Genomic DNA, 13,559 nt, shown 5'->3' on the forward strand with positions numbered 1-13,559 from the left:
GTACAGGTCTCAGAGGATGACGTGGGGCAGGAAGCGGGCGTACTCGTCCGTGACCGGCCCCGCCGATTCCCGGATGCCGAGCCCGGCCGCCTCGTCCTCCACCACCCACGCCCCGAGCACCACCCGGTTGCCATCGACGTCGGGCAGCGGCGCCAGCTCCTGGTAGCAGCACGGCTCCTCGCGCGGGACCGCAGGGGAGCCGGGCCCGTGCAGGTCGACCCCGGCCCCCTCGCGGCCCAGCAGCGGCTTGGAGACGTACCCCGCCCCGCCGGGCCCGGCCAGCTCGCGGGGGCCGTCGAGATAGGCGGGGAGCAGGTTCGGGTGGCCCGGGTACAGCTCCCACAGGATCGCGAGCAGCGCCTTGTTGGAGAGCAGCATCTTCCAGGCGGGCTCGATCCAGCAGGTGGTGCCGGAGCCGCCGCCGTTGTCGAGGGTGTCCAGCACCTGCGGCCCGAAGCGGTCCGTGGTGAGCCATTCCCAGGGGTAGAGCTTGAAGCAGCTGCGCAGGAACCGAAGCCGGTCGTCGACGAACCGCCCGCTCAGCCGGTCCCAGCCGATGTCCTCCACGGAGAGCGCGTGCGTGTCGAGGCCGGCCTGGTCGGCGGTCTCGCGGAGGTACGCGACCGTCATCAGGTCCTCGCCGGCCTCGTCGCCCTCCGAGTGCGCGAAGTGCAGCGGGCCCGGCGGCAGCAGTTGGGCCTGCCGCTTCCAGGCGTCGACCAGCCGCTCGTGCAGCGAGTTCCACTGGTCGGCTCCGGGGAACCGCTCCTCCATCCAGAACCACTGCGGGCTCGCCGCCTCCACCAGGGAGGTCGGGGTGTCGGCGTTGTACTCCAGCATCTTCGCCGGGCCGCCGCCGTCGTAGCGCAGGTCGAACCGCCCGTACAGGGAGGGCAGTTCGTCACGGCGGCGCCAGGACTCGGCGACCAGGGAGGCCAGGCGCGGATCGGTGATGCCGAGGTCGGCGAAACGGTCCCGCTCCACGATGTGCGCGGCGGCGGCCAGGCACATCGTGTGCAGCTCCTCCACGGCCTCCTCCAGCGCCTCCACCTCGGGCAGCGAGAACACGTAGTAGGCGCTCTCGTCCCAGTAGGGGCGCAGCGAACCGTCGGGGTAGCGGGTGAGCGGATAGACGAGCCCCTGGGACTCGACGGTCTCCTGCCAGCCGGGGCGCGGCTCGATGGTGCGGCGCTCCACCGCGCTCAGCCTCCGCCCGACTTGGTGCAGCCGAAGCCGCCCCGGTCGACCGCCGACTTGTCGAAGCTGCCGCCCTGGACCTTGCCGTCGCCGCTCTTGCCACCGCCGTAGTAGTACGAACCGCTGCCGCCGCTGCGGCACTCGGAGCTGGGCAGGGTCCTCTGGGTCGTCCGGTCGGCGCAGCGGCGGTCCGGCTCCGAGCCGCACGATGTGATCGTCAGGGCGAGCAGCCCCATGCCGCCGAGCACGACCGTGCTCGACCTCAGCCTCCGCTTGGCCATGCTTGAGTTCTCCCCCGTGGTACGTGACACGGTCCGGCACCCCGTTCATCGCCGGACGGCTTGTCAGACTAGTTCGCCGTTCCGCCGGATCGAAACCCATGAGATGAACCCCCGCCCGGTACATTCCTTTTGTGCTCCTGGGGATGATCTGCGCGCTCGGTGCCGCCCTCTGCTACGGGACGGCCTCCGTCCTCCAGGCGATCGCCGCACGGGCCGCCACCCGGCCGGATTCCGGGGCGGGCGTGGACCCCGCGCTGCTGCTGCGGGCGGTGCGGCAGTGGCGTTACGTCGCCGGACTCGCCCTGGACGGCCTGGGCTTCGTGCTCCAGATCGTCGCCCTGCGCGCGCTGCCGATCTACGCCGTGGGGGCGGCGCTCGCCGCGTCGCTCGCGGTCACGGCGGTGGTCGCGGCCCGGCTGCTGGCGGTCCGGCTGAGCTCGACGGAGTGGGCGGCGGTGGCGGTGGTCTGCGCCGGGCTCGGGATGCTGGGGCTGGCCTCGGGCAAGGAGGGCGACCTGCCGGGCCCTCAGTGGCTGCCGTGGGCGGTGCCCGCCGCCGCGCTGGGGGTGCTGGTGCTGGGCGCGGTGGGCGGGCGGCTGCCGACGCGGGCGCGGTCGCTGGCGCTGGGCCTGGGGGCCGGGTTCGGCTTCGGGGTGGTGGAGGTGGCGGTGCGGCTGGTCGACGACGTGTCGCCGGGGGCGCTGGTGCGGAACCCGGCGGCGTACGGGCTGCTGCTGGGCGGGGCGGCGGCGTTCCTGCTGCTGACGTCGGCGCTGCAGAAGGGGTCGGTGACCACGGCGACGGCGGGGATGGTGCTCGGGGAGACGGTGGGCCCGGCGCTGGTGGGGGTGGTGTGGCTGGGCGACGGGACCCGGGCGGGGCTGGGGTGGCTGGCCGTCACCGGCTTCGTGGTGGCGGTGGCGGGGTCGCTGGCGCTGGCCCGGTTCGGTGAGGCGCCGGAGCCCGAGCCGGACGAAGCGTAAGGGGGGTTACGGCAGCACCCGGCACAGCGCGTCCAGCGCGCCCGCCCACGCGCTCTCCGACGGTGAGCCGTAGCCGATCACCAGGGCGTCGCGGGTGGCCGGCGCATCAGGGTGGCGGTAGCGGGAAAGACCCTCCAGCGCCAGGCCCTGGAAGGCCGCCGCCTGGATCACCGATCGCTCGGCACCTGCGGGGAGTTCGAGCACCGCGTGCAGCCCGGCCGCGATGCCGCTGACCTCGACGCCCGGCGCGCGCTCCGCGAGCGCCTCGACGAGCTGGTCGCGGCGGCGCCGGTAGCGCAGCCGCATCGAGCGCACATGCCGGTCGTACGCCCCCGAGGCGATGAACTCCGCGAGGGTCAGCTGGTCGGGCGAGCCGGAGACCCGGTCGGCCATGCCCTTCGCCGCCATCACCTCGCCGACCAGGTGCCGGGGCAGCACCATCCAGCCCAGGCGCAACCCCGGGGCCAGCGACTTGCTGGCGGTGCCGAGATAGACCACCCGTTCCGGGTCGAGGCCCTGGAGCGCGCCCACCGGCTGGCGGTCGTAGCGGAACTCCCCGTCGTAGTCGTCCTCCAGGATCAGCCCGCCGGTGGACCGGGCCCAGTCGACGGCGGCGGCCCGCCGGTCCGGGTGCAGCGGTACGCCGGTGGGGAACTGGTGCGCCGGGGTCAGCAGGACCGCCCCCGCCCCGCGCAGCCCGGCCAGGTCGCCGGTGCGGGAGCCGTGCTCGTCCAGGGGCAGGCACGGGGTGCGCAGACCGGCATCGGTGAGGAGGTCCGTATGCAGGTCGAGGCCGTACGACTCGACGGCGACCTCCCGGACCTTGCGGCGGCGCAGCACCCGGCCCAGCAGCGCGACACCGTGGGCGAAGCCGGCGCAGATCACGATGCGCTCCGGGTCGGCGTACACCCCGCGGGCCCGCGCCAGATACTCGGCCAGCACGGTGCGCAGTTCGGCGCGGCCCTGCGGGTCGCCGTAGCCGAAGACCTCGTCGGGCGCGGCGGTGAGCGCCTTGCGGGCGGCCTTGAGCCAGGCGGTGCGCGGGAAGCCGGACAGGTCGGGCGTGCCGGGCTTGAGGTCGTACCCGGCGCCGGTCCTGGGCGGCCGGGCGGGAGCCGCCGCCGGGTCCGCCCGGCGGGGCGCGGACCGCTGCGCGACCCGGGTCCCCGAGCCCTGGCGGGCGGTGAGCCAGCCCTCGGCGACGAGTTCGGCGTAGGCGTCGGCGACCGTGTTGCGGGCGATGCCCAGGTCGGCGGCGAGCGCCCGGGAGGACGGCAGCCGGGTGCCGGGGGCCAGCCGCCCGGTGCGCACCGCTTCCCGCAGGGCCTCCATGAGCCCGCTCCGGAGCCCCGTACCGCCGACCGGTTCCAGGTGCAGGTCGGCGCCGAAAGTGGCCCAGGAATCCGTCATGGGAATGGACCATACCGGGGTGCCATCGGGGCCGTAGCGTCGTCCTCATGACCACCACGCACGCACACCACCACGCCCCCGCCGACCTCGCCCCCGAGGAGCCGCAGCGGATCTCCGTCTCCCAGCTCCTCCCGGACGTCTACAAGGCGATGATCCGGCTCGACATCGCCGCCCGGAAGGGCCTGGACCCCGTCCTGGTCGAGCTGGTGAAGATCCGGGCCTCGCAGCTCAACCAGTGCGCGTTCTGCCTGGACATGCACAGCAAGGACGCGCTCGCGGCGGGCGAGTCCGTCGAGCGGATCGTCCAGCTCAGCGCCTGGCGGGAGTCGCGGCACTTCTACACGGAGAAGGAGCTGGCGGCGCTCGCCCTGACCGAGGCGGTCACGGTGCTCACCGACGGGTTCGTCCCGGACGAGGTGTACGCGGAGGCGGCCGGGCACTTCGAGGAGACCGAGCTGGCCCAGCTGGTCGCCGCCATCACGGTGATCAACGCCTGGAACCGCTTCGGCGTCACCGGCCGGCTGACCCCCGGGCACTACACGCCGGGCGACTTCAAGAGCTGACCACGCGCGAGCGCCCCCGGCAGCGGATGGCTGCCGGGGGCGCTCGACGTACGGCGGGTGCGGGTGCGGCTCAGATGAGGCCGAGCTCGCGGACCGCGTCGCGCTCCTCGGTGAGCTCCTGGACGGAGGCGTCGATGCGCTTGCGGGAGAACTCGTTGATGTCCAGGCCCTGGACGATCTCGTACTTGCCGTCCTTCGTGGTGACCGGGAAGGAGGAGATGATGCCCTCGGGGACGCCGTAGGAGCCGTCCGACGGGATGCCCATCGAGGTCCAGTCGCCGTCGGCGGTGCCGTTGACCCAGGTGTACACGTGGTCGATGGCGGCGTTGGCGGCCGAGGCGGCGGAGGACGCGCCACGGGCCTCGATGATCGCGGCGCCGCGCTTGGCGACGGTCGGGATGAAGGTGTCGGCGAGCCACACCTCGTCGTTGACGACCTCGGCGGCGTTCTTGCCGGCGATCTCCGCGTGGAAGATGTCCGGGTACTGGGTGGCCGAGTGGTTGCCCCAGATCGTCAGCTTCTTGATGTCGGAGACGGCGGCGCCGGTCTTGGCGGCCAGCTGCGAGATCGCGCGGTTGTGGTCGAGGCGGGTCATCGCGGTGAAGCGCTCGGCCGGTACGTCCGGGGCGGCGGCCTGCGCGATGAGCGCGTTGGTGTTGGCCGGGTTGCCGACGACGAGGACCTTGATGTCGTCCGCGGCGTTGTCGTTGATGGCCTTGCCCTGCGGCTTGAAGATGCCGCCGTTGGCGGCGAGCAGGTCGCCGCGCTCCATGCCCTTCGTACGCGGGCGGGCGCCGACGAGCAGAGCCACGTTCGCACCGGCGAAGCCGACGTTCGGGTCGTCGGTGATCTCGATGCCGCGCAGCAGCGGGAAGGCGCAGTCGTCGAGCTCCATCGCGGTGCCCTCGGCGGCCTTGAGGCCCTGCGGGATCTCCAGGAGGCGCAGGTTGACCGGCACGTCCGGGCCGAGCAGGTGGCCGGAAGCGATGCGGAAGAGCAGCGCGTAGCCGATCTGGCCGGCAGCGCCGGTCACGGTGACATTCACGGGAGTGCGGGTCATGGCGGTCTCCGTTAGACAGCTGGCGGTGGGGGTCCCGGCCCCTGGTGCCGGACCCTGGTGCGGGAGACCCCTTCGCGCCCCGACGAATCGTCCGACGAATCTTGACGTGAAGAGATATCCGGCGGCCAGGCTATCGGACCCGGACGGGGCGGACCGCCCGGCCCCCTGTGGCGCCGCGCACAACCGGTCACGCACCGCATGCGGGAGGCCGGCTACGTGGTGCAGCCCTTCGTCCCGGCGGTGAGCGTCGCGCAGGCCTTCGCGTCGGCCGCCTTCCGCACCGCGACCATCGGCGTGTACGCCTCCGTGACCGTGACCGCGCCGTTCTGCGCGTCCGCCGCCGCGCCGCCGGTGATCGTCACGGTGTCGCCGGTCCCCGCCTCGGTGAGGCGGGCCCAGGCGGCGGAGCAGACCTCGCTGTACCGGACCTCGACCCGGGCGGCGCCGACCTGGGCGGTGGACACCGTACGGGCGTGGTCGCCGCCGCACCCCATCTCGTCGGGGTTCTGCCCGGCGCAGTCGGCGCCCTGGCACTCGACGCCTGCGGGCTGTTCGGGGGCGGGCTCCTCGGTCGGGGCCTCGCTCGTGGGGGCCTCGCTCGTGGGGGCGGCCGTCGGGGCCGGCGGGGTGGCCTTGGCGGGCTCGTCGCCGCTGGGCGCGAGCATCAGCGCTCCGACGATGACGATGACCGCTGCGGCCGCGCCGACGGCGAGCGTGATCGCATTGCTGCGGACGCCGGTTGCCCGGCCGGACACGCCGCCGCCACGCTGGGCGTCCGCCTGCCGTCCGCCCTGGCGCTGCTGCGGGACCGGGGGGACGGTTCCGCGCTGGGAGGGGACGAAGGGGGCGCGCCCGTCGGTGCGGTGGGGATCGGAGTCGAGGGGGTCGGTGCGATGGGGGTCGGAGCCGTACGGGTCGGTGCCGTACGGGTCGGGGCGGTGCGGGTCGGGGCGGTGCGGGTCGGAGCCGTACGCGTCGAAGCTGTGGACACGCTCGGCCAGCTCCCACATGGCCGCGAGGTCGTGCTGCGAGGTGCCCGTCGCATCGGCGAGGGCCACGACGGCGCGGCGCGGGGGGAGGTTCCGGCCGCTCAAGTACCGCTCCCAGGACGTCTCGTCGAACCCCGTGCGGTCGGCCAGTGCGGTGATGTTCAGCCCGCTGCGTTCCACGATCAGGCGCAGCTGGCTCGCGAACTCCCTTATGTGCGGGTCGATTTCCTCGGGTAGTGCCTTCCAATGAGGCATCGCGCCCCCCTTTTTTGTTCTCCCCGGTGCGTCCCCCGGACCGGTCCGGTCTTCGTCTCTTCGCCCGTGCGCCGTGACAGCCGGTAGCGCCGTGACAGTCTGCCATCGTTGCGCGGCGATCACACCGTGCCGGAATGGTCACTTCCGTGCCACAGGCCCCAGGCGAGCCTGGTAGCGGCATTCCGTGTCCATGACGCTTGAGCACGGGACCGCGCCGTCCGTCCCTCCTCGGGGGTGGGGACGGACGGCCCGGGTCCTGCCGCGCTAGCGGATCGTGAAGCGGACCGCGTTCTCCAGGATCGGCACGTCCAGCCACGGCTGCGGCTGCGCGACCAGCGCGAGCAGCACGATCAGGGTGCCCATCAGCCCGTACGTCACCAGGTCGGTGAAGCGGGAGCGCACCGCGAGCATGCCGACCGCCGGCACCACCCAGCGCAGCACCGCTCCGGCGATCAGCGCCGCGCCGATCAGGATGGTGCCGATCCGGAACGCCTCGGCGAACGGGTCCAGGGCGACGATCAGCAGACCGGCGCCCGCCGTGCCGAGCACGGTGAGCAGCGGCCACTGCCGGGCCGGGGCGGGCGCGTCGCCCGAGGCGGCCCGGCCGCCGCCCTCGGGGCGGGCGGTGTCCCGCGTGAAGAGCGGGAACCGCCGGGTCTTGCGGGGGGCCGACGCCTTGCCGTCCGGCTCCGTGCTCCCGGGCTCGGCGGAGGCGCTGTCCGGCTCCGTGCTCCCGGGCTCGGCGGTGCCGGACGCCGTGGAGCCGCTGCCCGCTTCAGCTTCAGCGCGCGCGGGTTCCGAGGAGCCGCTGTCCGGCTCCGCGGTGCCGCTGGCCGCTTCCGGGCGTGCGGGCTCCTCGGTGCCGCCCGCCGCGGCCGCGGCATCCGGCCCCTCGGCCGCCGGGCCCGCGGGGGCCGGGTCGGCCGGACTCGTACCAGCACCCATGGGGTTCCCTCCGGATCCGGCCGTCAGCCCGCGGCAGCCGCGTCGGCGGCCTCGGCCGCGGTCCGCTCGGCCGCCTCGACCACGTTGACCAGCAGCTGGGCGCGGGTCATCGGGCCCACACCGCCGGGGTTCGGGGCGACCCAGGCCGCCACCTCGCGAACCCCCGGGTGCACATCGCCGACGATCTTGCCGTTCTCGTCCCGGCTGACGCCGACGTCGAGCACGGCCGCGCCCGGCTTGACGTCCTCGGGCTTGATCAGGTGCTGCACCCCGGCGGCGGCCACGATGATGTCGGCCTGGCGAAGGTGCGAGGAGAGGTCCCGGGTGCCGGTGTGGCACTGGGTCACCGTGGCGTTCTCCGACTTACGGGTCAGCAGCAGCGGGATCGACCGGCCGATGGTGACACCGCGTCCGACGACCACCACGTGCGCCCCGTTGATCTCCACGCCGTGCGCGCGGAGCAGCTGGACGACGCCCTGCGGGGTGCACGGCAGCGGGCCGGTCTCGTTGAGGACGAGGCGGCCGAGGCTCATCGGGTGCAGCCCGTCGGCGTCCTTCTCCGGGTCCATCAGCTCCAGGACGCGGTTGGTGTCGATGCCCTTGGGCAGCGGCAGCTGGACGATGTAACCCGTGCACTCCGGGTTGGCGTTGAGCTCCCGTACGACGTCCTCGATCTCCTCCTGGGTGGCGGTGTCGGGGAGTTCGCGCTGGATGGAGCCGATGCCGACCTCCGCGCAGTCGCGGTGCTTGCCGTTCACGTACCAGCGGCTGCCCGGGTCGTCCCCGACGAGCAGGGTGCCGAGGCCGGGGGTGATCCCCTGCGCCTTGAGGGCCGCCACACGGACGGTCAGATCGGATTTGATCGCGGCAGCGGTGGCCTTGCCATCGAGAATCTGGGCAGTCATGGACCCATCCTCGCGGATGATCCCGCCCGCTTACCAATTGCCTGTGCCTGGCCTGTGACCGAGATTGCACTTGCACAACGTCCACCGCTCCGGACTGGACAAACGCGGGTCGCGCTTATAACGATGAAGGCCGCGGTTGTACGGGGGGCGGGCCGCTGAACGTCGTCCTTCCTCCGTGTGGCCATCCGTCCCCACACGTCTGTTGAAGGAACACCCCGATATGAGCTTCGGCGACCCCAACAACCCGTACGGGCAGCAGCCCGGCCAGCCTCCCCAGGGACCGCCGCAGGGGCAGCCGGGCTACGGCTACCCGCAGCAGGCTCCGCAGGGCGTCCCGCAGCAGGGCTACGGCTACCCGCAGCAGCAGCCGGGGTACCCGCCGCAGACGGGGTACCCGCCGCAGCCCGGCCAGCCCTACGGCGGCGGCTACCCGCAGGGGCAGCCCGGCTACGGCGGCGGTGTGCCGGAGCTGGCGCACTGGGGGCTGCGGTTCGGCGGTCTGCTCATCGACGGCCTGATCATCGGCGCCCCGTACCTCGTCCTCGCCGGTATCGGCGGCGCCATGGGGGACTCGGCGGGCGGCTTCATCGTCCTGATCGGCTTCCTCCTGATGATCGGCCTCTCCTTCTGGCAGCTGTACCAGGAGGGCACCACCGGCCAGACGATCGGCAAGAAGGCCGTGGGCATCCGCCTGCTGCGCGAGGCCGACGGCCGCCCGCTGGGCTTCGGTATGGCCTTCGTGCGCCGTCTGGCCCACTTCCTGGACAGCATCGCCTGCTACATCGGCTGGCTGTGGCCGCTGTGGGACGAGAAGAAGCAGACGTTCGCCGACAAGGTCTGCTCGTCGGTGGTCATCCGCTCCAAGTGACCCGAGCCGCTCGGCGCCCGCTCCGAAGGCCGCACCCGTACGGAACGGGTGCGGCCTTCGCGCGTGACGGCACGCGGGCCCGCTCAGTCCTCCCGTACGCCCGGGATCTCCGCCGGCTCCGGCGTCGTACGCTCCATCACCACGAAGCTGCCGCCCCGGTGCTTGAGCCGGTAGCGCGCCTCGGGGTGGAGCTGCTCGGCGTACGCCACCGGGTCCTGGATCGGGCGTGACCAGCCGAAGTCCAGGTTGATGGCGACGATGTCCGGCGCGGTGCCGGGGGCTCCGCCGATCCAGTAGACGGTCCGGTCGGAGGTGAGGTGGGCCATGAGCGTGATGTCGGTCTCGACCCGCGCCCCGGCCGGAATGGCCTTCAGCGCCGCCCGGGCCGCTTCCGTACGGGCGTCGGTGCTGTAGGAGTCCGGGCGCAGCAGGTCGCGCAGCGGCAGGTGCTGGGTCATGGCCACGGCGATCGCGACGGAGACGGGGACGACGGTCTTCGCGTACGAGGCGAGCCAGGGGCGCTCCGACGCGCGGCTGCGGCGGACGCCGTCGGCCATGGCCAGGAAGAGCACCGGCATCAGGATCGCGCTGTAGTGCCAGACCATGCCCCAGTGGTTGCTGTCCTGGGAGAGCAGCCGCCAGCCGAGCGTGGGGACGATCAGCAGCGTCAGGGGCGAGCGCAGCGCCATGAACGCGGTGATGCCGAGCAGGAAGACCAGCATCTCGATCTTGGTGGCGGAGTTCAGGACGCCGAGGACCGAGTCCAGCATCGAGACGTCCTGCTCGCCGTTCTTGTCGATCTTCTGCCAGTAGTCGTACGTCCCGGCGCTGGAGGCCGCCGGGATGAGGACCATGAGGGTCACCACGAACGCGGCCACCCCGAACGCGGCGAGCAGCGCGCCCTGGAGGCGGCGCCCGTACACGAAGAGCAGGAAGCCGACGACGGCGACGGTCGCGCCGAGGTCCTCCTTGACCAGGACCAGCGGCAGCGACCAGAGCAGGGCGGCGGTGTATCGCTTCAGGAGCAGTGCGCGGCAGACGAGGGCGAGCAGCGGGACGGCGAAGGCGATCTCGTGGAAGTCGGACTTCACCGCCTCCTGGATGCCCCAGGAGAGTCCGTACGCGACGGTGACGCAGAGCCCCGAGCGGCCGCCGAGGAGCTGCTGTGTGGTGCGGCCGACGATGACCGCGCCCAGCGCGAAGAACGCGGCCTGCGCGAAGAGCAGGGACTCCGCGGAGGGCCAGAGCCAGTACAGCGGGGCCAGCAGGGCGACGATCGGGGAGAAGTGGTCGCCGAGGATCAGATAGCCGGGGCCCTTGATGTCGACGATCGGGGCGCGGAGGTCCGCGTACGCCCGGACCTCCTGCTCGAAGATCCCGAGGTCCCAGGAGGGCGAGCCGAACCGGCTGTACTGGAGGTAGGAGTAGAGGAAGTAGAGCCCGCACAGGACGGCGCCGGTGATCAGGTACGGCCGCAGGGGTACGCGTTCGGCGGTGGCGGGGTCCGGACCGGTGCGCTGCGTGGGCAGCAGCCCACCCGCCTCCACCGGGTCCGTTCCACTCTTGTTCAGCTCAAGCACGGTGACTGCCCCCGCCGGGAATTCCTGCTGGTCTTCGGATACGGCCGCTGTTCTGCCGCTGTTCTTCGGATACGGCCGTTCATTAGAACAGAGCGGCGAGGCGACTCCGTGTGCCGGACACGCCCGAGGCCGCACCCCGCGCAGGGGGTGCGGCCTCGGGGCGTACGGGTGCCGGTCAGTGGAAGAAGTGGCGCGTCCCGGTGAAGTACATCGTGACGCCCGCCTTCTTCGCGGCCTCGATCACCAGCTCGTCGCGGACCGAGCCGCCGGGCTGGGCGACCGCCTTGATACCGGCGGCGGTGAGGATCTCCAGCCCGTCGGGGAACGGGAAGAAGGCGTCGGACGCGGCGTACGCACCGGCCGCCCGCTCCGCGCCCGCCCGCTCGACGGCGAGCTTCGCGGAGTCGACGCGGTTGACCTGGCCCATGCCGACGCCGACCGAGGCGCCGTCCTTGGCGAGCAGGATCGCGTTGGACTTGACGGCCCGGGACGCCTTCCAGGCGAAGGCCAGCTCCTTCAGCTCGGCCTCGGAGAGCGCGTCGCCGGTGGCCAGGGTCCAGTTGGCCGGGTCGTCGCCCTCGGCCTGGAGGCGGTCGGTGACCTGGAGCAGCGCCCCGCCGTCGATGTTCTTGACCTCGACCGTGGTGGCCGGGGCCCCGGGGGCGCGCAGCACGCGGATGTTCTTCTTGCGGGCCAGCACCTCGACGGCGCCGTCCTCGTAGGCCGGGGCGACGATGACCTCGGTGAAGATCTCCGCGACCTGCTCGGCCAGCTCGACCGTCACCGGGCGGTTGACGGCGATGACCCCGCCGAACGCCGAGAGCGGGTCGCAGGCGTGGGCCTTGCGGTGCGCCTCGGCGACGTCGTCACCGATGGCGATGCCGCACGGGTTGGCGTGCTTGATGATCGCGACGCACGGCTCGTCGTGGTCGTACGCGGCCCGGCGCGCGGCGTCGGTGTCCGTGTAGTTGTTGTACGACATCTCCTTGCCGTGCAGCTGCTCCGCCTCGGCCAGACCGCCGGTGCCCGAGGTGTAGAGGGCGGCGGGCTGGTGCGGGTTCTCGCCGTAGCGCAGGACGCTCTTACGGGTGAGGGCGTCTCCCAGGAACTCGGGGAGGCCCGAGTCGTCGGCGGGCGCGTAGCCGTCCACGAACCAGGAGGCCACGGCCACGTCGTACGCGGCGGTGTGCTGGAACGCCTCGGCGGCGAGCCGCTTGCGGGCGGTGAGGTCGAAGCCGCCCGCCTTGACGGCCGCGAGGACGTCGGCGTACCGGTCCGGGCTGGTCACGACGGCCACCGAGGGGTGGTTCTTGGCGGCGGCGCGGACCATGGAGGGGCCGCCGATGTCGATCTGCTCCACGCACTCGTCGTCGGAGGCGCCCGAGGCGACGGTCTCCTTGAACGGGTAGAGGTTCACGACCACCAGGTCGAACGGCTCGACGCCGAGCTCGGCGAGCTGCTCGCGGTGGGCGTCCAGGCGCAGGTCGGCGAGGATGCCGGCGTGGACGCGGGGGTGGAGCGTCTTGACCCGGCCGTCCAGGCACTCGGGGAAGCCGGTGAGCTCCTCGACCTTGGTGACCGGTACGCCGGCGGCGGCGATCTTCCCGGCGGTGGAGCCGGTGGAGACGAGTTCGACGCCCGCCTCGTGCAGACCGCGGGCGAGGTCTTCGAGCCCCGTCTTGTCGTAGACACTGACCAGGGCGCGGCGGATGGGCTTATTCACCGACATGACCGAGATGAACCTTTCGTCCCTCAATGCGATGGCCGTCACGGGCGATCCGCCCCACGGCCTCGACGAGCAGCGAGCGCTCGACTTCCTTGATGCGTTCATGGAGGGCGGCTTCGCCCTCCGGGGTGTCCTCCTCGGTCACCTCGACCACGCCCTGCGCGATGATCGGACCGGTGTCGACACCGTCGTCGACGAAGTGGACGGTGCAGCCCGTGACCTTGACGCCGTACGCGAGTGCGTCACGCACTCCGTGGGCGCCGGGGAAGCTGGGCAGCAGGGCGGGATGGGTGTTGACGGTCCGGCCGCCGAAGGCGGCGAGGAACGCGGGGCCCACGATCTTCATGAAACCGGCGGAGACGACGAGGTCCGGGGAGTGCTCGGCGACGGCCGCGGTGAGCGCCTCGTCCCACTCCGCACGCGTCGCGTGGTCCTTGAGCTTGCACACGAACGTGGGGATTCCGGCCCGCTCGGCCCGCTCCGCCCCGCCGGTCCCGTCACGGTCGGCGCCGACGGCGACGATCCGCGCCCCGTACGCCGCCGGGTCGTCGCCGATGGCGTCGAGCAGGGCCTGGAGGTTGGTGCCGGATCCGGAGACCAGCACGACCAGCCGGGCGGGAGAGGCGGAGGGAGGCGGGGAGGCCACGTCGGGGCCCTTTCTCACGTGATGACCGCGCGGTGACGCAGGTGCGGGTGAACTCTGTGCGGCGAACTCTTTGTAGGGTCGTACGAAAGAATCGCTTCACCCGATACGGGGAACCCTACGAACGGGCCGACCGTCAGCAACGATACCGGCA

At 72.6% G+C, this 13,559-nt stretch carries 13 protein-coding genes; 3 read left to right on the forward strand and 10 right to left on the reverse strand.

Annotated features, from left to right (window positions below; translation table 11 throughout):
- Positions 1-9: 9 nt before the first annotated feature.
- Positions 10-1,197: a glutathionylspermidine synthase family protein gene (locus tag R2B67_RS12775; RefSeq protein WP_317817984.1), complete on the reverse strand. Its 1,188-nt coding sequence runs from the start codon at positions 1,195-1,197 to the stop codon at positions 10-12.
- A gap of 5 nt (positions 1,198-1,202) precedes the next feature.
- Positions 1,203-1,478: a hypothetical protein gene (locus tag R2B67_RS12780; RefSeq protein ID WP_032756527.1), complete on the reverse strand. Its 276-nt coding sequence runs from the start codon at positions 1,476-1,478 to the stop codon at positions 1,203-1,205.
- Between the two features lie 143 nt (positions 1,479-1,621).
- Here R2B67_RS12780 and R2B67_RS12785 point away from each other — a divergent pair, with 143 nt between their 5' ends.
- Positions 1,622-2,461, forward strand: coding sequence for a DMT family protein (locus R2B67_RS12785; RefSeq protein WP_317824838.1), 840 nt, complete (start codon positions 1,622-1,624; stop codon positions 2,459-2,461).
- Between the two features lie 6 nt (positions 2,462-2,467).
- Here R2B67_RS12785 and pdxR read toward each other — a convergent pair whose 3' ends face one another.
- Positions 2,468-3,871: a MocR-like pyridoxine biosynthesis transcription factor PdxR gene (gene pdxR, locus R2B67_RS12790; RefSeq protein WP_317817987.1), complete on the reverse strand. Its 1,404-nt coding sequence runs from the start codon at positions 3,869-3,871 to the stop codon at positions 2,468-2,470.
- Positions 3,872-3,918: 47 nt separating this feature from the next.
- On the opposite strand from pdxR, the gene R2B67_RS12795 reads away from it, so the two are divergent.
- The gene (locus R2B67_RS12795) at positions 3,919-4,434 is read left to right on the forward strand and encodes a carboxymuconolactone decarboxylase family protein (protein WP_317817988.1); all 516 of its coding nucleotides are present in this window, start codon (positions 3,919-3,921) and stop codon (positions 4,432-4,434) included.
- Positions 4,435-4,504: 70 nt separating this feature from the next.
- Here the strand turns inward: R2B67_RS12795 and R2B67_RS12800 are convergent, their stop codons facing one another.
- The 4 genes from R2B67_RS12800 to R2B67_RS12815 form a co-directional block, all read right to left on the reverse strand.
- On the reverse strand, positions 4,505-5,494 hold the full coding sequence (locus tag R2B67_RS12800; protein ID WP_018510488.1) for a malate dehydrogenase: 990 nt from the start codon (positions 5,492-5,494) through the stop codon (positions 4,505-4,507).
- Between the two features lie 212 nt (positions 5,495-5,706).
- On the reverse strand, positions 5,707-6,738 hold the full coding sequence (locus tag R2B67_RS12805) for a helix-turn-helix domain-containing protein (protein WP_317817989.1): 1,032 nt from the start codon (positions 6,736-6,738) through the stop codon (positions 5,707-5,709).
- 264 nt (positions 6,739-7,002) lie between these two features.
- On the reverse strand, positions 7,003-7,683 hold the full coding sequence (locus R2B67_RS12810; protein ID WP_317817991.1) for a DUF3017 domain-containing protein: 681 nt from the start codon (positions 7,681-7,683) through the stop codon (positions 7,003-7,005).
- A 23-nt stretch (positions 7,684-7,706) separates the two neighbouring features.
- A complete protein-coding gene (locus R2B67_RS12815) occupies positions 7,707-8,588 on the reverse strand; it encodes a bifunctional methylenetetrahydrofolate dehydrogenase/methenyltetrahydrofolate cyclohydrolase (RefSeq protein ID WP_109979234.1) in 882 nt (293 codons plus the stop codon).
- 220 nt (positions 8,589-8,808) lie between these two features.
- On the opposite strand from R2B67_RS12815, the gene R2B67_RS12820 reads away from it, so the two are divergent.
- On the forward strand, positions 8,809-9,456 hold the full coding sequence (locus R2B67_RS12820; protein ID WP_317817993.1) for an RDD family protein: 648 nt from the start codon (positions 8,809-8,811) through the stop codon (positions 9,454-9,456).
- An 83-nt stretch (positions 9,457-9,539) separates the two neighbouring features.
- Here the strand turns inward: R2B67_RS12820 and R2B67_RS12825 are convergent, their stop codons facing one another.
- The 3 genes from R2B67_RS12825 to purN form a co-directional block, all read right to left on the reverse strand.
- A complete protein-coding gene (locus R2B67_RS12825; protein WP_317817994.1) occupies positions 9,540-11,036 on the reverse strand; it encodes a DUF2079 domain-containing protein in 1,497 nt (498 codons plus the stop codon).
- A gap of 175 nt (positions 11,037-11,211) precedes the next feature.
- Complete coding sequence (gene purH / locus R2B67_RS12830) at positions 11,212-12,765, reverse strand: bifunctional phosphoribosylaminoimidazolecarboxamide formyltransferase/IMP cyclohydrolase (protein WP_237327567.1); 1,554 nt, start codon at positions 12,763-12,765, stop codon at positions 11,212-11,214.
- Positions 12,752-13,408: a phosphoribosylglycinamide formyltransferase gene (gene purN, locus R2B67_RS12835; RefSeq protein ID WP_237327566.1), complete on the reverse strand. Its 657-nt coding sequence runs from the start codon at positions 13,406-13,408 to the stop codon at positions 12,752-12,754. Before purN ends, purH begins: the two co-directional genes overlap by 14 nt.
- Positions 13,409-13,559: the final 151 nt, after the last annotated feature.

Origin of the sequence: Streptomyces cyaneofuscatus (assembly GCF_033109485.1) — a bacterium.
GTDB classification, from domain to species: domain Bacteria; phylum Actinomycetota; class Actinomycetes; order Streptomycetales; family Streptomycetaceae; genus Streptomyces; species Streptomyces cyaneofuscatus.

What these genes read in the sequence shown, in the direction of transcription:
- R2B67_RS12800 (WP_018510488.1), bottom strand. Translation starts at nt 5,494, where the DNA reads ATGACCCGCACTCCCGTGAATGTCACCGTGACCGGCGCTGCCGGCCAG.
- R2B67_RS12785 (WP_317824838.1), top strand. Translation starts at nt 1,622, where the DNA reads ATGATCTGCGCGCTCGGTGCCGCCCTCTGCTACGGGACGGCCTCCGTC.
- pdxR (WP_317817987.1), bottom strand. Translation starts at nt 3,871, where the DNA reads ATGACGGATTCCTGGGCCACTTTCGGCGCCGACCTGCACCTGGAACCG.
- R2B67_RS12810 (WP_317817991.1), bottom strand. Translation starts at nt 7,683, where the DNA reads ATGGGTGCTGGTACGAGTCCGGCCGACCCGGCCCCCGCGGGCCCGGCG.
- R2B67_RS12805 (WP_317817989.1), bottom strand. Translation starts at nt 6,738, where the DNA reads ATGCCTCATTGGAAGGCACTACCCGAGGAAATCGACCCGCACATAAGG.
- R2B67_RS12815 (WP_109979234.1), bottom strand. Translation starts at nt 8,588, where the DNA reads ATGACTGCCCAGATTCTCGATGGCAAGGCCACCGCTGCCGCGATCAAA.
- R2B67_RS12820 (WP_317817993.1), top strand. Translation starts at nt 8,809, where the DNA reads ATGAGCTTCGGCGACCCCAACAACCCGTACGGGCAGCAGCCCGGCCAG.
- R2B67_RS12795 (WP_317817988.1), top strand. Translation starts at nt 3,919, where the DNA reads ATGACCACCACGCACGCACACCACCACGCCCCCGCCGACCTCGCCCCC.
- purH (WP_237327567.1), bottom strand. Translation starts at nt 12,765, where the DNA reads ATGTCGGTGAATAAGCCCATCCGCCGCGCCCTGGTCAGTGTCTACGAC.
- R2B67_RS12780 (WP_032756527.1), bottom strand. Translation starts at nt 1,478, where the DNA reads ATGGCCAAGCGGAGGCTGAGGTCGAGCACGGTCGTGCTCGGCGGCATG.